The organism is Micromonospora lutea (assembly GCF_016863535.1).
Lineage (GTDB): Bacteria > Actinomycetota > Actinomycetes > Mycobacteriales > Micromonosporaceae > Micromonospora > Micromonospora lutea.
In genome coordinates this window covers 31,364-50,151 of the sequence record NZ_BOPB01000038.1, presented here as the reverse complement: position 1 = coordinate 50,151, position 18,788 = coordinate 31,364, and the positions used below count along the sequence as shown (strand labels likewise).

The 18,788-nt window shown below is 69.8% G+C and carries 17 protein-coding genes and 2 tRNA genes; 6 read left to right on the top strand and 13 right to left on the bottom strand.

Annotation, left to right across the window (positions count from 1 at the left end):
• Window positions 1-567: 567 nt before the first annotated feature.
• Window positions 568-795, top strand: a complete 228-nt coding sequence (locus Vlu01_RS26685) for a hypothetical protein (RefSeq protein ID WP_204004711.1) — start codon at window positions 568-570, stop codon at window positions 793-795.
• 5 nt (window positions 796-800) lie between these two features.
• On the opposite strand, the gene Vlu01_RS26680 is transcribed toward Vlu01_RS26685, so the two are convergent.
• The 6 genes from Vlu01_RS26680 to Vlu01_RS26655 all read right to left on the bottom strand — a co-directional run bounded on the left by Vlu01_RS26680 (window position 801) and on the right by Vlu01_RS26655 (window position 6,231).
• On the bottom strand, window positions 801-1,598 hold the full coding sequence (locus tag Vlu01_RS26680) for a carbon-nitrogen hydrolase family protein (RefSeq protein WP_204004708.1): 798 nt from the start codon (window positions 1,596-1,598) through the stop codon (window positions 801-803).
• A 61-nt stretch (window positions 1,599-1,659) separates the two neighbouring features.
• Window positions 1,660-2,955 (bottom strand): ATP-dependent Clp protease ATP-binding subunit ClpX, encoded by a 1,296-nt coding sequence (gene clpX, locus Vlu01_RS26675; RefSeq protein ID WP_204004705.1) that lies wholly within the window; start codon window positions 2,953-2,955, stop codon window positions 1,660-1,662.
• A gap of 208 nt (window positions 2,956-3,163) precedes the next feature.
• The gene (locus tag Vlu01_RS26670) at window positions 3,164-3,826 is read right to left on the bottom strand and encodes an ATP-dependent Clp protease proteolytic subunit (RefSeq protein WP_093411492.1); all 663 of its coding nucleotides are present in this window, start codon (window positions 3,824-3,826) and stop codon (window positions 3,164-3,166) included.
• A 14-nt stretch (window positions 3,827-3,840) separates the two neighbouring features.
• Window positions 3,841-4,482, bottom strand: coding sequence for a ClpP family protease (locus tag Vlu01_RS26665; protein ID WP_169600058.1), 642 nt, complete (start codon window positions 4,480-4,482; stop codon window positions 3,841-3,843).
• 171 nt (window positions 4,483-4,653) lie between these two features.
• On the bottom strand, window positions 4,654-6,000 hold the full coding sequence (gene tig, locus Vlu01_RS26660) for a trigger factor (RefSeq protein ID WP_204004702.1): 1,347 nt from the start codon (window positions 5,998-6,000) through the stop codon (window positions 4,654-4,656).
• A gap of 157 nt (window positions 6,001-6,157) precedes the next feature.
• A tRNA-Pro gene (locus tag Vlu01_RS26655) sits at window positions 6,158-6,231 on the bottom strand.
• A gap of 293 nt (window positions 6,232-6,524) precedes the next feature.
• On the opposite strand from Vlu01_RS26655, the gene Vlu01_RS26650 reads away from it, so the two are divergent.
• A tRNA-Gly gene (locus Vlu01_RS26650) sits at window positions 6,525-6,598 on the top strand.
• 140 nt (window positions 6,599-6,738) lie between these two features.
• Window positions 6,739-7,095: a hypothetical protein gene (locus tag Vlu01_RS26645; RefSeq protein ID WP_204004698.1), complete on the top strand. Its 357-nt coding sequence runs from the start codon at window positions 6,739-6,741 to the stop codon at window positions 7,093-7,095.
• A gap of 101 nt (window positions 7,096-7,196) precedes the next feature.
• Here the strand turns inward: Vlu01_RS26645 and Vlu01_RS26640 are convergent, their stop codons facing one another.
• Both Vlu01_RS26640 and Vlu01_RS26635 read right to left on the bottom strand, forming a co-directional pair.
• Window positions 7,197-9,677 carry an IPT/TIG domain-containing protein gene (locus Vlu01_RS26640; protein WP_204004694.1) on the bottom strand — a complete coding sequence of 827 codons (2,481 nt, stop codon included), beginning with the start codon at window positions 9,675-9,677 and terminating at the stop codon, window positions 7,197-7,199.
• Between the two features lie 438 nt (window positions 9,678-10,115).
• A complete protein-coding gene (locus Vlu01_RS26635) occupies window positions 10,116-11,129 on the bottom strand; it encodes a fatty acid desaturase family protein (protein WP_204004691.1) in 1,014 nt (337 codons plus the stop codon).
• 195 nt (window positions 11,130-11,324) lie between these two features.
• Here Vlu01_RS26635 and Vlu01_RS26630 point away from each other — a divergent pair, with 195 nt between their 5' ends.
• The gene (locus Vlu01_RS26630) at window positions 11,325-12,545 is read left to right on the top strand and encodes a sensor histidine kinase (RefSeq protein WP_308440988.1); all 1,221 of its coding nucleotides are present in this window, start codon (window positions 11,325-11,327) and stop codon (window positions 12,543-12,545) included.
• Window positions 12,546-12,566: 21 nt separating this feature from the next.
• On the opposite strand, the gene Vlu01_RS26625 is transcribed toward Vlu01_RS26630, so the two are convergent.
• The 3 genes from Vlu01_RS26625 to Vlu01_RS26615 form a co-directional block, all read right to left on the bottom strand.
• Window positions 12,567-13,625: a hypothetical protein gene (locus Vlu01_RS26625; RefSeq protein ID WP_204004686.1), complete on the bottom strand. Its 1,059-nt coding sequence runs from the start codon at window positions 13,623-13,625 to the stop codon at window positions 12,567-12,569.
• Window positions 13,622-13,966 carry a PadR family transcriptional regulator gene (locus tag Vlu01_RS26620; RefSeq protein ID WP_239096145.1) on the bottom strand — a complete coding sequence of 115 codons (345 nt, stop codon included), beginning with the start codon at window positions 13,964-13,966 and terminating at the stop codon, window positions 13,622-13,624. The genes Vlu01_RS26625 and Vlu01_RS26620 overlap by 4 nt, the downstream gene beginning before the upstream one ends.
• A 275-nt stretch (window positions 13,967-14,241) precedes the next feature.
• Complete coding sequence (locus tag Vlu01_RS26615; protein WP_204004683.1) at window positions 14,242-14,781, bottom strand: hypothetical protein; 540 nt, start codon at window positions 14,779-14,781, stop codon at window positions 14,242-14,244.
• A 112-nt stretch (window positions 14,782-14,893) separates the two neighbouring features.
• Between Vlu01_RS26615 and Vlu01_RS26610 the strand changes: the two genes are divergently transcribed.
• Both Vlu01_RS26610 and Vlu01_RS26605 read left to right on the top strand, forming a co-directional pair.
• A complete protein-coding gene (locus tag Vlu01_RS26610; RefSeq protein WP_204004680.1) occupies window positions 14,894-16,126 on the top strand; it encodes a GNAT family N-acetyltransferase in 1,233 nt (410 codons plus the stop codon).
• 126 nt (window positions 16,127-16,252) lie between these two features.
• Complete coding sequence (locus Vlu01_RS26605; protein ID WP_204004677.1) at window positions 16,253-16,582, top strand: hypothetical protein; 330 nt, start codon at window positions 16,253-16,255, stop codon at window positions 16,580-16,582.
• 111 nt (window positions 16,583-16,693) lie between these two features.
• On the opposite strand, the gene Vlu01_RS26600 is transcribed toward Vlu01_RS26605, so the two are convergent.
• Window positions 16,694-17,161: a ribose-5-phosphate isomerase gene (locus tag Vlu01_RS26600; RefSeq protein WP_204004675.1), complete on the bottom strand. Its 468-nt coding sequence runs from the start codon at window positions 17,159-17,161 to the stop codon at window positions 16,694-16,696.
• Window positions 17,162-17,232: 71 nt separating this feature from the next.
• Window positions 17,233-18,438, bottom strand: coding sequence for a DUF1015 family protein (locus Vlu01_RS26595; protein WP_204004672.1), 1,206 nt, complete (start codon window positions 18,436-18,438; stop codon window positions 17,233-17,235).
• Between the last annotated feature and the right edge of the window lie 350 nt (window positions 18,439-18,788).

Genomic DNA, 18,788 nt, shown 5'->3' with positions numbered 1-18,788 from the left:
AAACCCAGCCTCACAAAGAAACTGCGTTTGGGGCAACCGCTCCAAACTATCCGAACCGTGCTTCGAGGTCAACCTGATGATCAGGCATCTCGTAGCTAGCTCGGACCCACGCCATCGACCGCCTTTCGGCGGTCAGAACTGTCGCGGAGAGCCGCAGACCGGCCGATTGCCACTCAAGGCAACCCGCCCGGCTCCTGCCGGCTCCAGAACCTTACCCGGTCGGCTTCGCGATCGCAACTCCATCTTGCAGAGTCGCTCCACACCGCCCGGCCTCAGCCTCGCGCCGACGTGGTCGGTGCGTTGCTGGCGCCCGTTCTCGGCCGGTTTGCCCGGCCTCCCGCGTGCAGAGAGAAAGTTACGCGGACGCCTCGGATAAGGCAAATCAGTGCTCATCGATGCAATCGATGCGGGTTCGTCAGGACGTTGGTTGTGCTGCCGTCGCCCCAGGTGGTCGGCCCGTCCGACGGCTCGGCGGGCCAAGCCGGGGGTCAGATGCGGAGGCGGGTCGCGGCGGAGTGTCTTCGCGTCGACGACCACGAGGGGTTCCGGCGTGCCAGAGTGTCTGGCATGGATGACGTGTCCCGGCCCGCAAGCTCGGTCCTCGCCGAGGACGCGCTGCTCGGCCTCCTGTTACCGATCTGGCAACTGGTCATCGGGGCTTTCGTGCTCTTCGCGGTCCTCGTCTCTATCCGCCGCCTGGCCCAGCGTGGCCCGTCCCGAATGAGCACCGCCCTACTGATCACCGCCGCCGCCATCGCCGGCTTCGCGTTGGTCGGCGTACTGCTTCAGGGATAGCAGCGTCAGAGCCGACGGTTCGCCAGACTCGGCAGCTCGGCACGGATCCGGTCCAGGCAGCTCAAATCGATGTCACTCACCGCGAACCCCGGGCCGTCGGGGACCTGCGACAGGACCGTCCCCCACGGGTCGATCACCATGCTTCGTCCGTAACAGGTGCGGCCCGGCTCGTGATCACCGGTCTGTCCAGCTGCCGCGACGAAGCACTGGTTCTCGATGGCGCGGGCCCGCAGCAGCACCTCCCAATGGTCCCGCCCGGTGTGCATCATGAAGGCCGCCGGCACCACGAGCAGTTGGGCCGCGCCGACGGTCGCCAGCTGCCGATAGAGCTCCGGAAAGCGCAGGTCATAGCAGATGGACAGGCCCACCCGGAGCCCTTCGACGTCCACCACGACCGGCTGGTCACCGGGTGCGACGGTCGCGGACTCCCGATAGGAGACGCGGCCGGGAATCTCCACGTCGTACAGGTGGATCTTGCGGTAGGAGGCGGCAAGCGTGCCGGAGCGGTCGAAGACCAGCGTGGTGTTCCAGGTGCGGTCCGGGTCGGGGCCCGCCTCGTGGAAGGAACCGACGATCAGCCAGACGCCACATCGGCGAGCGACAGCGGCGAAGAACCGACCCACCTGGCCCTCTGCGGACTCCGGCGCCGGCATTCCAGCACTCGGACCGAGATAGTCGACGTACTCCGGCAGCAGCACCAGGTCCGCGCCGGCCCCGGCGGCACGATCGATCAAGGCTTCCGCGGCGGCCAGATTCGCCTCGCGGTCGTCGCGGGAGTTCAGTTGGCAGACGGCGACGCGCATGGCTGCCAGCGTACGGGTGAAGGGTTGCCGGCCGCAGCGTGCGGACGCCGCGCAGGTCGGATCAGGCCGACTTCTCCTCGCGCTCGCGTCGGGCCCGGCGACCCGTAAACTCCCGCGGAACGATCGTCGGGTTCACGTTTTCCAACACCGCCTCACGGCTGATCAGCACGCGGGCGGCATCGGGGTTGCTGGGTACCTCGTACATCACGGAGAGCAGCACCTCCTCCATGATGGCGCGCAGCCCACGAGCACCCGTACCACGAAGCATGGCCTGGTCGGCGATGGCTTCGAGGGCCGGCCGCTCGAACTCCAGCTCGACGCCGTCCAGCTCGAACAGGCGCTGGTACTGCCGGACCAACGCGTTGCGTGGCTCGGTGAGGATCTGTACCAGCGCGCTGCGGTCCAGGCTCCGGACACTCGTGATCACCGGCAGTCGGCCGATGAACTCAGGAATGAGCCCGAACTTGAGCATGTCCTCCGGCATGACCTGACTGAAGATGTCGTCGGTGGAACGATCGGAGACCGCGCGGAGCCGAGCGCCGAAGCCTGTGCCTCCGTGCCCCGTACGCGCCTCGATGATCTGATCCAGACCCGCGAAGGCCCCACCGCAGATGAACAGCACATTTGTGGTGTCGATCTGAATGAACTCCTGGTGGGGGTGCTTGCGGCCGCCCTGCGGGGGCACGTTCGCGACGGTGCCCTCAAGCATCTTCAACAGCGCCTGCTGGACGCCCTCACCAGAGACGTCCCGGGTGATCGACGGGTTCTCCGACTTGCGGGCGATCTTGTCGACCTCGTCGATGTAGATGATGCCGGTCTCGGCCCGCTTGATGTCGTAGTCCGCTGCCTGGATCAGCTTGAGGAGGATGTTCTCCACGTCCTCGCCGACGTAGCCGGCCTCGGTGAGCGCCGTGGCATCGGCGATCGCGAAGGGCACGTTCAGCATCCGGGCCAGGGTCTGGGCCAGGTGGGTCTTGCCACAGCCGGTCGGCCCCAGCAGCAGGATGTTGGACTTGGCCAGCTCCACCCCGTCGTTGCCGGCACCCGGCGCGCCGGCCGCCTCGGCCTGGATCCGCTTGTAGTGGTTGTAGACGGCGACGGCGAGCGCCTTCTTGGCCTGCTCCTGCCCCACGACGTAGTTGTCGAGGAACTGGCAGATCTCCATCGGCTTGGGAAGCTCTTCCCACTTCACCTCGCCGGACTCGGCCAACTCCTCTTCTATGATCTCGTTGCAGAGATCGATGCACTCGTCGCAGATGTAGACCCCGGGGCCCGCGATGAGCTTCTTGACCTGCTTCTGCGACTTCCCGCAGAAGGAGCATTTCAGTAGGTCGCCGCCGTCACCGATCCGTGCCACCTACGTTCTCCCTGCACTCATCGGCCGGAGCTCCGGCCACGACCTGCGGACGCTGACGCTCCGCCCGTCTTCCTCTCACCCCGCCGGTCGCCCGGCGACGCGGTACGGACCCGACGTTACCCGCTGCCGGAGGTTTCTCCGACCCCCAAAACGGGTGTGTCAGAGGTCGGCCGGCAACGAGCCCGGCCGACCTCTGCCCCGGTAGCGGTCAGCTAGCCGCGTTCGCGGCCAACAGACCCTTCTTACGACTGGTGAGGATCGTGTCGACCAGCCCGTACTCACGGGCCTCTTCGGCCGTCATGATCTTGTCGCGGTCGATGTCCTTGCGCACCAGGTCGACCGGGCGGTTGCAGTGCCGGGAGAGCATCTCCTCCAGCTGCGTACGCATCCGCAGGATCTCCTTGGCCTGGATCTCGATGTCCGATCCCTGCCCGTAGCCGCCCTCGGTGGCCGGCTGGTGGATGATGATGCGCGAGTTCGGCAGGGCCATCCGCTTGCCGGGAGTGCCGGCCGAGAGCAGCACCGCGGCGGCCGATGCGGCCTGGCCGAGGCAGACCGTCGAGATGTCCGGCCGGACGTACTGCATCGTGTCGTAGATCGCCGTCATCGCGGTGAACGAGCCACCCGGCGAGTTGATGTACATGATGATGTCCCGGTCAGGGTCCGTCCCCTCCAGGGTGAGCAACTGGGCCATCACGTCGTTGGCCGACGCGTCGTCCACCTGCACGCCGAGGAAGATGATGCGGTCCTCGAAGAGCTTGTTGTACGGGTTGGACTCCTTGACCCCGTACGACGTCCGCTCGACGAACGACGGCAGGACATAGCGGTTGTGCACGGCCGCGAACTGGGGCGGCAGGCTGAGGTCGGTCATCGTCTGCTCCTCGATCAGCTCAGGGTCCCGGCGCCCTCGGGAACCTGAGCGGCCCCCGTGATCACCTTGTCGATGAAGCCGTAGTCGACGGCCTCCTGGGCGGTGAACCAACGGTCCCGGTCCGAGTCCGCCTCGATCTGCGCCGGCTGCTGACCGGTGTGGAAGGCGACGCGCTCCTGGAACATCCGCTTGGTGTACAGCATCTGCTCGGCCTGGATCGCGATGTCGGCGGCGGTGCCGCCCATTCCGCCGGAGGGCTGGTGCATCATGATCCGAGCGTGCGGGAGGGCGTAGCGCTTGCCCTTCGTACCCGCGCAGAGCAGCAGCTGACCCATGGACGCGGCCATGCCCATCGCCACGGTCGACACATCGTTGTCGATGAACTGCATCGTGTCGTAGATGGCCATGCCGGAGTAGACCGAGCCACCCGGCGAGTTGATCCAGAGATTGATGTCGCGGTCCGGGTCCTCCGCGGCGAGCAGCAGCAGCTGCGCGCAGATGCGGTTGGCGACCTGGTCGGTCACCTCGCTGCCCAGGAAGACGATCCGCTCCTTGAGCAGCCGGTTGTAGACCGAGTCGTCGAGGTTGCCAATGGTGTCACCGCCGCGGGCGTCAATCGCCCGAAGTGGCTTCGCTGGGATGTGCATGTCGGTCATGGCAGCCCTTCGCTCTCCGTACCGTCGTGTCCGACACTAACCGCTGGGCCGGGCACCAGACTCCCGGTCCGGGCACTGTTCGCTCTCAGCGCAGCAAGGTGGAAGGCGTACCCGGAAAAGGGATCGGGCCACCACCCACCACGACCGGCGGACGGTGGCCCCACCCGGCGATCAGTGCTCGTGGGAGTGCTCCTGCTCGCTCGCCTCACGCAGCGCGTCCATGGTCACCGCGTTGCCGGCCGAGTCCTTGATCGTGATGCGCTCCATCACCGAGGCCAACGCCTTGCCCCGCCGAACGTCACCGTAGACCGCGCCGGCGGTGCCGGAGCGGACGAGCTGGTCGTAGTACTGCTGGGGGGCCATGCCGGCACGCTGGGCGCGGTGCACGATCTCGTGACCGAACTCGTCGTCGGAAACCTGCACGTCCTCGGCGTCGGCGAGGGTGTCCAGCAGCAGCTGAACCTTGACGCCCTGGGTGGCGGCGTCGTTCAGCTCGGCGTCGATCTGCTCCTCGGTCTTCTCCTCGGCGGCGAGGTAGTCCTCCATCGAAGCGCCGATGCGCTCCAACTGGTCGACCATCGCCTGCTTGCGGCTCTCCACCTCGTCGCGGATCACGCCCTCCGGCGCCGGCACGGAGGCGGCCTCGACCAGCTGCTCCAGGGCCTTGTCCCGGGCCGCGTAGATCTGCTCGACCCGCTTGCCCCGGCTGACCCGCTCGCGCAGGTCTCCCCGCAGCTCCTCGATCGTGTCGAACTCGCTGGCGAGCTGGGCGAACTCGTCGTTCAGCTCCGGCAGCTCCTTCTCCTTGACCGTACGCACGGTCACCAGCACCTCAGCGTCACGACCGGCGAAGTCGCCGCCGACGAGCTGGGTGGTGAAGGTGGTCTCCTCGCCGGCGGACAGGCCCACGACCGCCTCGTCCAGCCCCGGCAGAAGCTGCTTGCTGCCCACCTCGTGCGAGATGTTGGTGGCCGAGCCGCCCGGCACCTCCTCGCCGTCGACGGTCGCCCGCAGGTCGATCTGGACGTAGTCGCCCTCAGCCGCGGCACGCTCGACGGTCTTCAGGGTGGCGAAGCGCTCACGCAGGCCGTTCACCTGCTCGTCGATCTCGCTGTCGTCGATCTGCAGCTCGTCGACGGTGACCTCGATCGAGCTCAGGTCGGGGACGGTGATCTCCGGCCGGACGTCCACCTCGGCGGTGAAGTTCAGCGAGTCACCATCGTTGAACTCCGTGATCTCGACCTCGGGACGACCCAACGTCTTCAGGTCGTGCTCGCGTACGGCGGAGAGGATGTTCTGCGGAATGGCCTCCTGCACCGCCTCGTTGAGCACGGTGCCCCGGCCGACCCGCTGGTCGATGATCGCCGGCGGCACCTTCCCCTTACGGAAGCCGGGGATCTGGATCTGCTGGCCGATCTCCCGGTACGCCTTCTTGAGGCTCGGCTCGAGCTCGACGAACGGCACCTCGATGGCGAGCCGCACGCGCGTCGGGCTCAGAGTCTCGACGGTGCTCTTCACAGGCGTACTCCTTGACGGATCTCGGTTGAATCTGGGCGCACTTTCGGCCCATCGAGTGTAGGCGAGCCGACACGGCGGACCAGCAGCACCCAGGGCCGGCGGCGGGCCTGCCCCGCGTGCCGGTCTTCCAGGCGCCGCCGTCCGGTGCTTGCGGCAGTCGGGGTGGCGGGATTTGAACCCACGGCCCCTCGCTCCCAAAGCGAGTGCGCTACCAAGCTGCGCCACACCCCGTGGCGACGAGCAGTCTATGCCGTCCCTCCGACACCAGGTTGCCGGGGAGTCACCCAACGCGCCGAACGAGGACGAACCCGACATCCAGGCGGCAGGCGGCAGGCGGCAGGCGGCAGGCGGCAGGCGGCAGGCGGCAGGCGGCAGTTTCCCGGATGTTGCGGCCTCCACAGGGGCGCACGGCCGCAACATCCGGGATGTTGCGCGGATCGATGCGGCGCAGCACGGGGATACGGCCGCGCGCCCGCCGTGGGTATTGGGTAGGCTGTCGGGCGCACCCGGTCCTCCGGGTGTACGCGGGCGTAGCTCAATGGCAGAGCTTCAGTCTTCCAAACTGACGGTGCGAGTTCGATTCTCGTCGCCCGCTCCAGCAACACCGGCCCAGGTCAACGGCGCGATCGCCGAACCTGGGCCGTTTCGTTCCAGTCTTCTTTGATCTTGCCCAGTCCCTGCCCGCTTGGCCACGTCGGGCCGGGAGCACATGAGCGTTGGTTGGTTAGGCTGCGCCGGGTGAGCGAGGGACGGGTGCAGACAGTCGAGGAGGCACTCGCCGTCTTGCGAGGCGAGTTCGGGTGCGATGACGGGTCCTTCCTGATGCAACTGCGCATCGATCTGGAGTGGGATCGGGCGGCATTTGCACGTCTGGAGGCGGCGCTGCGGGTCGTCTGCGAGAGGTACGACCGCCGGGAGGCATCCGACGAGTGGTTGACGGAGAGCTGTCGGTCCATTCCGAACTGGGTCGCCGGGCATACCGCGCACCCCAGCTTCCCGCGTCCGCAACCTGAGAGCTACTACAGGGACAGCCTCGACCGCCTGCGAGCACTCGCCGCCTGGTTCCTCCACGGTGTACCTGCTGAACAGGCTTGAATCACTGAGGCACCGGGCACCATCGTGTCCACTTGAGATACAGCAGGCGGTCCGCACGTCCCGGCCAGGACCCGGTCGGGGTCCTGGCCGGGACTATCCGGTCAGTCGATTCGACCGGTGCGCTGCCCGCGACGGGTCAGCAGCAGCAGTACGGTGCCGAAGAGAGCGAGCGTCGCGCCGATGGTCAGGGGCGCGGCGAGGGTGTCACCGGTCACCGGCAGGATCCGCGTGACGTAGCGGAAGGCGAGCCCGTTGGAGGCTCCACCGTCGGTGCTCACGACGACCGTGGTGTTTCCGGCCGAGCAGGGCGGCGTACGGAAGGTCAACGAGCGGCCGTCCGCCGTCACCGTGATCTGGCTCGCCGGGATGGTCCGACCGCAGATGGTGACCTCGGTCGCGCCCGGCACGAACCCGGAGCCACTGATCGTCACGGTCGTGCCGCCGCCGGTCGGCCCCTGCCCCGGGGTGACGATGTCGATGCGGGGCGGGGCGGTTTCATAAGTGAAACCTTCCGCTGCGGTCACGTCGTCACCGGGCAGTTGCACGGTGACGTCCACCGGGCCGGGCAGGCCGGGTGGGGTGACGACGGTCAGCGAGGTGCCGTCCGGGTTCACCACGAGGTTGGTGCCCGGGGTGCCTCCGAAGGTCACGCTGGTGGCACCGGTGAGGCCGGTCCCGGTGATCGTCACCGTGGTGCCGCCGGTGGTCGGGCCGCTGTCCGGCACGACCGAGGCGATCGTTGGAGCGAGGTACGTGAACGGGGGCGCGGCGGCGGTGCCCGCGGGGAACACCAGCCGCACGTCGGCGGGACCGGCGGTGTTCGGCGGGGTCACCACGGTGATCGTGGTGCCGGCCGGGTTGACCGTGAACCCGGTGCCGGGCACCCCGTCGAAGGTCACTCCGGTCGTCCCGGTGAATCCGGTCCCGGTGATGGTGACCGTGGTGCCACCGGAGGTCGGTCCGCTCGTCGGGGTCAGGCCGGTCACGTTGGCGGCGCTGCCGTCGGCGAGGTACGTGTAGTCAAGTGGTGCCGCCGTACCGCCGCCGGTGGTCACCACGACCACGGCCGGGCCGACTGCGCCGGGTGGGGTGACCGCCGTCAGCGACGTGCCGCCCGGGTTGACAGTGACGTCGGTGGCTGGCACACCGTCGAAGGTGACGGTCGTGTCGCCGGGGACGAGTCCGGTGCCGGTGATCGTCACCGCCTGGCCGCCCGACTGCGGGCCCGCGTTCGGCGTGATCGACCCGGCGGTCGGCGGTGCCGCCACGTACGTGAATCCGTCCGGTGCGGTCGCGTTCGCGCCGGGGATGAGCACGGTCACGTCCACCGGGCCGACCTGCCCCGGCGGGGTGTCCACGGTCAGCGAGGTGCCGCTCGGGTCCACGACGAGGCTGGTCCCCGGCGTGTCGCCGAAGGTCACGCCGGTGGCACCGGTGAGGCCGGTCCCGGTGATCGTCACCGTCGTGCCGCCGGTGGTCGGGCCGCTGTCCGGCACAACCGAGGCAATCGTCGGCGCGATGTAGGTGAACGTCGGCGCGGTCACCCGACCGGCGGGGAAGACGAGCTCGACCAGGGCGGGTCCCGCCGGGTTCGGCGGCGTCACCACGGTGATCGTGGTGCCGGCCGGGTTGACCGTGAACCCGGTGCCGGGTATCCCGTTGAAGTCGACCCCTGCCGCCCCGGTGAAGCCGGTCCCGGTGATCGTCACCGTCGTACCACCGGAGGTTGGCCCGGAGGTAGGCGTGAGACCGGTGATGACGGCCGCGCTGCCGTCGGCCAGGTACGTGTAGCCGAGCGGCGGTGATGTGCCGTTCACCGTGCTGACCACGACCGACGCGGGACCGACCGCGCCGGGCGGGGTGACCGCCGTCAGGGAGCTGCCGCCCGGCGCCACCGTGACGCCGGGCGCTGGCACGCCGTCGAAGGTGACAGTGGTGCCGCCCGGAATGAAGCCCGTACCGGTGATCGTCACCGTCTGGCCACCCGACTGGGGGCCCTCGTCGGGGGCGATCGTCGCGGCGGTGGGTGCTGCGGGCGGACGCTCGCACGTGGCCTCGGCCACGATCACGGTTCCGACCGGGATGGTCGTCGGGACACCGAGGACGGTGCCCGACAGGGTGAGTGTGGCCCGCACGGCGATCGCCGTGGCGCCGGTGGCGGTGGTTGTCTCGATGCGGTTCAACGCGGCGTTCAGACTCGCGTCCACCAGCCCCGGAACCACGACGGCGGTGCTGCCCACGACGGCGGGAGTGTTCGCCGTCAGCGTCACCGCCGAGCCGAACAGCTCCAGCCCGACGAGCGTGGTGTCCGCGCTGGTCGCGCCGACCTGCGGACAGGTCGCGGTGGCGGTGACCTCGGTAGCGTCCAGTACGTCTACACCGAGCACGGTCAGGTCGAGGTCGTTGACGCTGGCGGACGCCGACGACGACCCGGCCGCCCGGGTGGCGGTGACCTCTTCAACGGTGCCGCTGGCGGTCACTCCGAGCGCCCCGGGTATCGAGACGGCCAGCAGTGTCTCGCTGTCGGTACCGCCGGCGGCCGGCGCGGTGGCCGTACCGATGGTGGCCTCGGCGGTGATCACGGCTACGCCGGCCACCTCTGCGGCCAGGTCGACGACGACACCGCGCGCGTTCGCGTCGCCCGGCGCCGCCCGTGCCGGTGCCCCCCACCACCACGGTTGCCAGGCCGGCGACCAACATCGCCGTGGACGCGCTTGTGATTCTTCGCAGGACAGGCCTCACCGATTCCCCCGTTCAGATCGACTGACGGGCCTGCTCGACGTGCGGAACCCGTCAACGACTGAACGACATGAAACCGGACAAGTTATGGCATAACACCCATCGGGTCAATCTCCTGGACCATCGGTTGCCGGTTCGGTCCCCTCGGCCCGGTTCCGCTCCACGACGAGTATCTACGGTCCGGCCACGGGCAGGGGTGACGGTCGTGGTGACGGTGGACGGGCACTGCTTCCGGGTTCGGTGCCGGGCGGGCCCACCCGGCACGTACGACTTCGACTGGCTCAGCGTGCCGAGTGTTCGGCACGGGCGGGTGCGCCCACCTCGTGCAGGTGTCGCAGTGCCTGGCGGTAGGAGTCGATGAGGCCGGTCTGTTCGTAGGGCACGCCGATCTCGGCGCAGTACGCCTGCACGATGGGTTGAGCCTTGCGCAGGTTGGGCGTCGGCATGCCGGGGAACAGATGGTGTTCGATCTGGTAGTTCAGGCCGCCGAGCGCCACGTCGGTCAACCAGTTGCCGTGGACGTTTCGGGAGGTCAGTACCTGCTTGCGCAGGAAGTCCTCGTCGCCGGTCGGGTGCGGCATGCCCTTGTGGTTGGGGGCGAACGTCAGGCCCAGGTAGACGCCGAAAATGGCCTGGTGCAGCAGCAGGAAGGCGATGGCCTGAAGCGGCGTGAGAACCACCAGCAGCGCCGTGAGGTAGCCGACGGCATGCAGCACCAGTAGGGCGCTCTCGACACCGCGTCGGCGTACCGTGCCGTCCCGCAGCGCCTTGACGCTGGACACCTTGAGGCTGACGGCGAGCAGCGTGAGGAGGGGAAAGAACAGTACGGCCTGGTGCCGGGTGATGAAGCCCTTGAGTCCGCGCCGGCCGGCGGCTGCCTCGGCGGCCCAGATGAGCACCTCGGGGGCCACGTCGGGGTCGAGGTCGTCGTGGTTGGGATTGTTGTGGTGGCGGGTGTGCTTGTCCATCCACCAGCCGTAGCTCATCCCCACGCCGAGGTTCCCGGCGAGCAGTCCGGCGATTTCACTGGGGCGTCTGGTACGGAACACCTGACGGTGCGCCAGGTCGTGGGCCACGAGCGCCACCTGGGCGAAGGTGACGGCGAGGAACACGGCCGTGAGCATCTGCCACCAGGAGGAGCCGATCACGAAGAACGCCGTCCATCCGCCGAGGTACATCAGCGTGACAACGCCCAGGCGGACGGCGTAGTAGGCGGGCCGGCGCTGCATCAGTCCGGCGCCGGTGATCCGGCGGGAGAGGGCCGCGAAGTCGCTGCCGGTCGTCGTGGTCGTCATGCCTCCAGCAGACCGCACCCGGGACCGCTTCGTCAGGAGGTTTGCCTCCTCTATCGAAGGGGTGCTGGCACCACCGACGAACGGCGGCCGGGTGCGCACAATAAGCCTGTGGTGGTGGCCGGAGCTGGTGAACGGATGGGCCCATGGGTCCGCCGAGGGGCCCGCTCGGTGCTGGCCGGTTTAGCCGCTATCGGTTTGTCGCTCACGAACGTTCCACTCCTCGTCCTGGCGATTGTCGCGTTGGCACTGGTGCCGGTGCCCTTCGTCGGCATGGCGCTGGCGCCCTGGACGATGGCGCTGGTCAGGAAGCGGAGTGATCTTGAGCGGAGGCTCGCCGCCCAGGCCGGCGTCCCGGTGGCACGTCCGTACCATCCGCCGCCGGAGCGGGCCGTGCCCGGCGGTTGGCGCCGCTTCCGGTGGACCGTCACCGACCCGGCCACCTGGCGGGACCTCGCCTGGCTGGTGCCGGGCGCCATCGTCGGAATCGTCCTCGGCGTGGTCGCGCTGGCCATTCCGCTGTACGGGATGGTGGGACTGACGCTGACGCCGCTGTGGATCTGGCTCGGCACCGACTGGTACGGCTACGGCACCGTCTGGTCCGTCGACACGGTGGGTGAGGCCCTGCTCTGCGTCCCGCAGGGTGCCGCCATCCTCGCCATCGGCCTGTGGTCGGCACCGTGGCTGCGCCGCGTCGACGCCTTGTTCGACAGGCTTCTCCTCGCGCCGACCAGGGCCGCCGAACTCCGGTTGCGCGTCACCCAACTGACGGTGACGCGGGCTGGCACGGTCGACGCCCAGGCCGCCGAGCTGCGCCGTATCGAGCGCGACCTGCACGACGGTATCCAGGCGCGGCTCGTCTCGCTGGGCATGATGATCGGTCTCGCGGACGAACTGATCGACCGGAATCCGGCCGCAGCTCGCGGGATGCTCGCCGAGGCGCGGGAGTCGAGCGGTACGGCGCTTGTCGAGCTACGGCACCTGGTGCGCGGCATCCACCCGCCCGTGCTCGCCGAACGTGGTCTGGAGGGCGCGGTGCGGGCACTCGCGCTCAGCCTGCCCGTGCCGATCACGGTCGACGCCGAGTTGCCCGGCCGGCTCGACACGCCTGTGGAGTCGGCGGCGTACTTCGCAGTGGCCGAGACCCTGACGAACGTGGTCCGGCACAGTCGCGCGCGCCACGGGTGGGTGTCGCTGCGGCACGGCGAGGGACGGTTGACGATCGTGGTGACCGACGACGGTGTCGGCGGTGCCGAATCCGCCGCCGGTACCGGCCTGCGCGGTATCGAACGCCGGCTCGCGGCCTTCGATGGCACGATGGCGCTGTCGAGCCCGCCTGGTGGGCCCACCGTCGTCACCATGCAGTTGCCGTGCGCGTTGTCATCGCCGAGGACCACGCACTCCTTCGTGCCGGACTGACCCGGCTCCCGTGGGTCGACGTCACGGATCGGTGTGATGCGGCTCCACGGCGGCCGACACCGGCTGTAGTTGGCGCAGCGCCCGGAACGCCACGACGGCAAGCGGAACTTCGACCGCCAGGACGGCGACGACCTGCGCGGAGGCGACCGTCAGCAGTGCCGTGCGCTCCACCTGGCCGCCGATGTCGGGCAAGGTCGCGGTCCGCAGAGCGAGCGCGGTCGTGGCGAGCAGCACCAGCGCCAGCGACCAGGGCAGGGTGCGCCCCGGCGGGCGGGATGCCCGTACGACCAGGTGAACCGTCATCGCGACGACGACCAGCGCACAGCACAGGCCCGGCCAGTCCAGCAGCCGAAACGCGGACGTGGTCGCCTGGGCGACGAACAGCGGCACGGGAACCGCGAGGATGCCGACCGGCAGGGCCAGCAGCCAGGGACGGCGTGCCACCGCGGCGGCGTCGCGGTGGAAGGCCGACATCCCGACGAGCAGCAGCAGCTCGACCAGCAGCATCGCCCACGGCGTCACGGTCAGCGGTACCGGGCCGGTGACCTGCTCGACGGCGACCGCGATGCCCTGCGGCACGACGGCGATCGCGGCGACGGCCTGGGCCACCCGCCGGTGCCCGAGGACCAGGGCGAGGAAGGCCGGCAGCCAGGCGTACCCGGCGACGTTCAAGGTGGCCTGCCAACTGCTGCTGGGCGGGACGAGAGTCCATTCGGAGGCGGGCTCGGGCAGCCGGCTCAGCGCGCCGGAGAGCCACAGTGTGATGCCGAGACCGGCGGTGGCCATGACCGCCTGGGTCAGCACGCCGGCCAGCACCGCCAGGCGGACCCCCTGTCCCCAGGCGTACGTGCGCGGTGGTGCGTCAGGTCCGCCGATCCGCAACCGGGCGGCGAGGGACAGGATGCTCGTCACCTCCGCCAGGCTCGGGCGGCCGTGGTCTGCGAGGTACTCGTCGGTCTCGGCGTCGCCGGTCTGCATGGTTTCCAGGAAGGCGGCGACCATGTCGTCCTCCCACTGCCGCCGGTATCCGGCGGGCAGCAGCCGCAGGACCCGGCGGTAGCGCTCCTCCAGCCGGCTCATCCGGACGTCCCTTCGATCGGGCTCTGTCGGCGCAGCCGGGTCGAGGCGAGCCGGGCGTTGGCGGCCAGCCGTCGCGCCTCCGCGTCGAGGGCGTGGCGTCCCCGTTCGGTCAGCCGGTAGTACCGGCGCAGCCGACCCTGCCAGGCCTCCTCGCGGTCCAGCTCGATCAGGCCACCACCGACGAGCCGGTCCAGGGCTCCGTACAGTGACCCGATTTTCAGCCGCACCCGACCCTGCGACAGGTCCGCCACGTCGGCGACGATGCCGTAGCCGTGACGCGGGCCGTCGAGCAGCGCGGTGAGGACGAAGAAGGTCGGTTCGGTCATCGCCCCGGAACTCATCAGCCCAATATAGTGGCCGGCAAGATATCTTGGCCAGGATCACCTCTCGAGATGGGCGCTCGTATGCCTTCACCGGGGCACGCACACCCCGCCAGCGGGGATGAACCGCGGCGGGCTGGGTAAGCAGGCCGCTGTCCTGGTGGAGTGACGACCTCGGTCGCGGTGCCACGCGACCATTTCCCGGGCGGGCCGGCCGACGGGCCGGCCCGCCCGGCGGCACCATGACAAGTACCTCGGCGCACCGCACGCGGCGGCCCGCCCGGCTGGGAAGGAACCTAGTTCGTCAGCCAGTTCCAGGCGTCCATGACCCATTGCGTCTGTTGCAGGTAGGCGACGCCGACGCCGGTCAGGAACACCGCCGTGACCAGGTGCGCACCCCGGGCAGTGCGCCGCATCCGGCCCAGCTGCCGTTCCAGTACCACCCGGCCGAGCAGTCTGGCCAGGGTGAACAATCCAGCCGCGACCAGCAGGCTCAGCACGAAGATCACAATCGGTCCGACAAGGTCACCGCCGCCGGAGATCGCCCAGATCCCCCAGCACACGAACGCGAACAGCGCACCCGCGAAGCTCCACTCGCCACCGCGCTTCAGCCGGGCCACGTGCCAGCTCAACGGTTGACGCGGCACCGGCTCGCCTGGCCAGCCGGTGCCGGTCGGCGAGTGTTCCACCGTCGGAAGCGGCTCGGTACGCGGCGTCTTGGCACCGACCTGGGCCACCCCACGGCGGTACGGGTCGCGCTGCGGCGGCACGCCGTTACCGGGCTGCGGCGGCACCTCGACGGTCCGCTCCGCCCACGGCTGCGTCTGCTCGGCCATCTTGTTCCCTCCCCTGTCACCGGCGGCACCCCCGCACGCCGCTGGAGACTTCGAGAGTAGCCAGCCCGCAAATCGGTCGCCGTACCCGCACCAGATCGGTTAGACACGAGCAGTGACCACCACCACCCTGCCCATCGAGGCAGCCCGCGCCGAGGACTACGACGAGATCGGTCGCTTCCTCGGCACCATGTTCCATCACAATGTCGAGCCCGAGGCCCACGAGGCCGAGCGTGCGATCTTCGAACCGGAACGGGCCCTGCTGGTACGCGACGGATCGGACCTGGTCGCTAGCGCAGCGGCGTACACCCGGGACCTGGGTGTGCCGGGCGGCGCGGTGCCGGCGGCGCACGTCACGCTGGTCGGGGTCGCGCCCACCCACCGTCGGCGGGGCCTGCTCACCGCGATGATGCACCGCCAACTCCGTCAGATTCACGACGATCGCCGGGAGCCGGTCGCGGTGCTCTGGGCCAGCGAGGGCCGCATCTATCCGCGTTTCGGCTACGGCCTGGCCTCGCAGCGCTTCCACGTCTCCGGCGAGACGACCGAACTGCGGCTACCGGCACCGACGCCGGACGAGGGCCAGCTGCGGCTGGACCACCCGGCCGACCGGCAGGCCGACCTGGCCCGGGTCTACGACCGGGTCCGCACCGACCGTCCCGGCTGGTCCGCGCGCGACGAGCGGTGGTGGCGGTACGTGCTGGTCGACCCCGAGGCACACCGTGGCGGTGGCACCGAGCGGCGGGTGGTGCTGCACGAGGGGCCCGACGGGGTCGACGGCTACGGACTGTTCCGCACCAAGGCCGAATGGAGCGATGCCGGCCCGAACAGCCTCACCACTGTCGACGAAGTGGTGGCGAGCACCCCGGCCGGTTACCGGGCGATCTGGCGAATGCTGCTCTCGCTCGACCTGACCCGGCGGCTGGCCTGGATGCGGGCCGCGGTGGACGAGCCGCTGCTGCGGTTGGTGAACGAGCCGCGCCGGCTCGACTTCCGGCTGATCGACGCGCTGTGGGTACGGGTGGTGGATGTGCCGGCCGCTCTCGCCGCCCGGCGCTACGCCGCCGACATCGATGTGGTCGTCGAGGTGACCGACCCTCTGCTGCCGGAGAACACCGGCCGGTGGCGGCTGCGCGGCGGGCCGGCCGAGGCCACCTGCACACCGACGACCGGACCGGCCGACCTGTCCTGCGACGTACGTTGCCTCGGCGAACTCTTCCTCGGTGGCGTGGCGCCGGTCGCGCTGGCCGACGCCGGCCGGCTGCGCGAGCTACGCCCCGGCGCTCTCGCGACCGCCAGTCCCGCCTTCACGTGGCACCGCGCCCCCTCCGCCATGGAAATCTTCTAGCCACCGCCGCCTCGCCGATCATGCACAAATGGTCGTTGGTATGAGGTGTTTCGCACCTTCTGCCACTGCCACAACTGCATGATCCACGAGGCGGGGGTGGGGGCGGGTGGGGGGTAGGGTTGGGGGGTGGGGGATGGCGGGGAACGGCGACGGCGGCGGCATCGGCACCACGGTGGGCAGGCCGGTGGGGTTGAGAGTGGCGCGGCGGCGGCGATCACGACCGGGGTGCACGACGGGGGCGAGCCGCCTCGCGGGCGGCGCAACGGCGGTGCCGACGAGGGTGAGCGAGGGCTACGCGGACTGGTCGGTTCCGGCTCGTCCCAGGTGAGCGTCACCGCCGCGATGCGGGCCCGCGACGCCGCCCGACCCACCGACGAGGATCTCGCCGAGGCGGCGGACAAGGTCGTCATCATCCGTCGGAACTGGAGCCCCCGCGAAGATCTGCCGCGGCGTTGACCCGCGCCCGACACCAAGTGTCCGGGGCGCGACGGTCCCACTTCCGTCTCCACACCTGACCCGGGGTCGAGGGCATCATCCCGGCCGCCGACCCCGGACCAGACGTGATCATCAGGGCAGGTCGGGCAGCTGCTGGGTGCGCTCGTACTCGGCGACCTGGGCGATGCGGCGAGCGTGCCGGTCACTGCCCGAGAACGAGGTGGTCAGGAACGCCTCGACGATGGCGGTGGCCTCGTCGAGGGTGTGCTGACGGGCACCGACGGCGACCACGTTGGCGTCGTTGTGCTGCCGGCCCAGCTGGGCGGTCTCGACGTTCCACGCCAGCGCCGCCCGTACCCCGGCGACCTTGTTCGAGGCGATCTGCTCGCCGTTGCCCGAGCCGCCGATGACCACACCCAGACTGCCCGGATCGGCCACCACTCGGGTGCCGGCGTGCAGGCAGAAGGCCGGGTAGTCATCCTCCGGGTCGTAGGCGTGCGGGCCGATGTCGACCACCTCGTACCCCTGCTTGGCCAGGTGGTTGGCCAGGTGCACCTTCAACTCGAAACCGGCGTGATCGGATCCCAGGTAGACGCGCATACCGCGCAGTCTGTCAGGCCCGCCCCACCGCGCACCGCCGGGGCGGGGGTCGGATGGGACGGGCCGACGGATCAGGGCCGGTCGGGCAGCTCAGCGACCACCAGGCCGCCACGCGCCTTCGGGGTGAACCAGGTGCTCTTGCGGGGCATCTTCTCCCGGGCCAGGTTCACCGCGACGAAGTCGTCGACGGTCACCGGCGCGATGAGGATGGCCAGTTCGGCCCGACCCGCCTGGACCTCGCCGACGAGCCAACTCGCCGGGTAGTCACCGCCGACGTAGGTGATCCGCTTGTCACCCGGATCCAGACCGAGGGCGTCCCGCAGCAGCATCCGCTCGACCAGGGCGTGGTCGAGATTCTCCAGGCGGCTGGCACCGGTGTGCGGCAGCGTCACCGCGTACGCCTGATCGGCAAGCTGGAGCACGACGGTGCCGCCGGTCGCCGGGACCTCGGCCGGACCGTCGACGGCGGTGATCCGCGCACCGGCCGCACCCAGCCGCTCCAGCAGTTCCTCGGGGGTGCTGGTCAGCTCGCTGACCAGCCGGTTGTAGGGCTGGATGGCCACCGACGCCGGCGTGGTGACGACCGCCAGGAACCGGGACATGCCACCGGTCTGCGCGGCCAGGCTGCGGTGGTTTCCGTCGGCGACGACCAGCTCACCGCCACCGGCCAGGGCGGTCAGCTCGTCCTGCTGCGGACCGGGACCGAGCAACCAGATGGCGTGGGTACGTCCCGCCTGGTCGGTGTCGGTGGCGGCGGGAGCACCGGCCGCGTCGGTCGCCGCCGCGAGCGCCGCGTGCAGCTCGTCGCCGCGCCCGGTCTGCAGCAGCAGTACGGGCGAGAGCAGGTGTCCCAGCGCCTCGGCCAGCGCGACCCGCTCACGCACCTTGGCGATGAAGACGTCCTCGTTGCGGATGACCAGGCCGGGCTCGTCGGCCCGGGTGGAGATCTGATCGGTGTCGACCATGGCGAACAGGCCGTAGGCCGCCTCTTCGCCCGGCGCGCTGATCCGGTACAGCACCACCACCTGTTCGGCCGGGGTGTAGCTGCCGTCGGCCTTCGCCTCCGCGAGCCGACTCACCGCGTCCGGCAGGGCGTCGACGAACGATTTGCCGAGGCTCTCCGGAGCCTTGTGCGGCATCTCGATGCCGAGGGCGCTGTGCGGATTCGCCTCGATGATCGCGGTGATCTCCGCGTCGTCGGCGAACTCGTCGTAGTTCTGGGCGCCGGTACCACCTGTGGTGATCCAGGCTCGGGTGATCGGGTGCACGACCGTCATGACCGTTGACGCTACCGGCGGCACGTCGAGCGCCGCTGCCGGACCCACCCCGAGCCCACCAGGTGAAAGGAAGGGCACCTTGTTAACGCCTGGGGTAGAGCAAGGGTCCCTTGTTAACCCTTCGGCTCGGTGCACCGCCGATGCCGGCCGACGGACGCAGGTGTCACGGTGGGCCGGTGTGCCAGCGTCGGGCGTGGCCCCTGACGGCGGATCTCCCGACCGGGAGGGGTCAACCGCGAGGTGGCGGGCACCGGAGCGACACCCACCGCACCGTTGCGTCGCGCCCCGCCCACCGGAGTCGGGACGCGCTCCTCACGACTCCAGCGATCCTCGACCGGGGCACGATGCTT

Coding starts and splice junctions, on each gene's coding strand:
- Vlu01_RS26685 (WP_204004711.1), top strand. CDS start 568: ATGGATGACGTGTCCCGGCCCGCAAGCTCGGTCCTCGCCGAGGACGCG.
- Vlu01_RS26670 (WP_093411492.1), bottom strand. CDS start 3,826: ATGACCGACCTCAGCCTGCCGCCCCAGTTCGCGGCCGTGCACAACCGC.
- Vlu01_RS26665 (WP_169600058.1), bottom strand. CDS start 4,482: ATGACCGACATGCACATCCCAGCGAAGCCACTTCGGGCGATTGACGCC.
- Vlu01_RS26635 (WP_204004691.1), bottom strand. CDS start 11,129: ATGACGACCACGACGACCGGCAGCGACTTCGCGGCCCTCTCCCGCCGG.
- Vlu01_RS26620 (WP_239096145.1), bottom strand. CDS start 13,966: ATGAGTTCCGGGGCGATGACCGAACCGACCTTCTTCGTCCTCACCGCG.
- Vlu01_RS26680 (WP_204004708.1), bottom strand. CDS start 1,598: ATGCGCGTCGCCGTCTGCCAACTGAACTCCCGCGACGACCGCGAGGCG.
- Vlu01_RS26625 (WP_204004686.1), bottom strand. CDS start 13,625: ATGAGCCGGCTGGAGGAGCGCTACCGCCGGGTCCTGCGGCTGCTGCCC.
- Vlu01_RS26595 (WP_204004672.1), bottom strand. CDS start 18,438: ATGACGGTCGTGCACCCGATCACCCGAGCCTGGATCACCACAGGTGGT.
- Vlu01_RS26600 (WP_204004675.1), bottom strand. CDS start 17,161: ATGCGCGTCTACCTGGGATCCGATCACGCCGGTTTCGAGTTGAAGGTG.
- Vlu01_RS26615 (WP_204004683.1), bottom strand. CDS start 14,781: ATGGCCGAGCAGACGCAGCCGTGGGCGGAGCGGACCGTCGAGGTGCCG.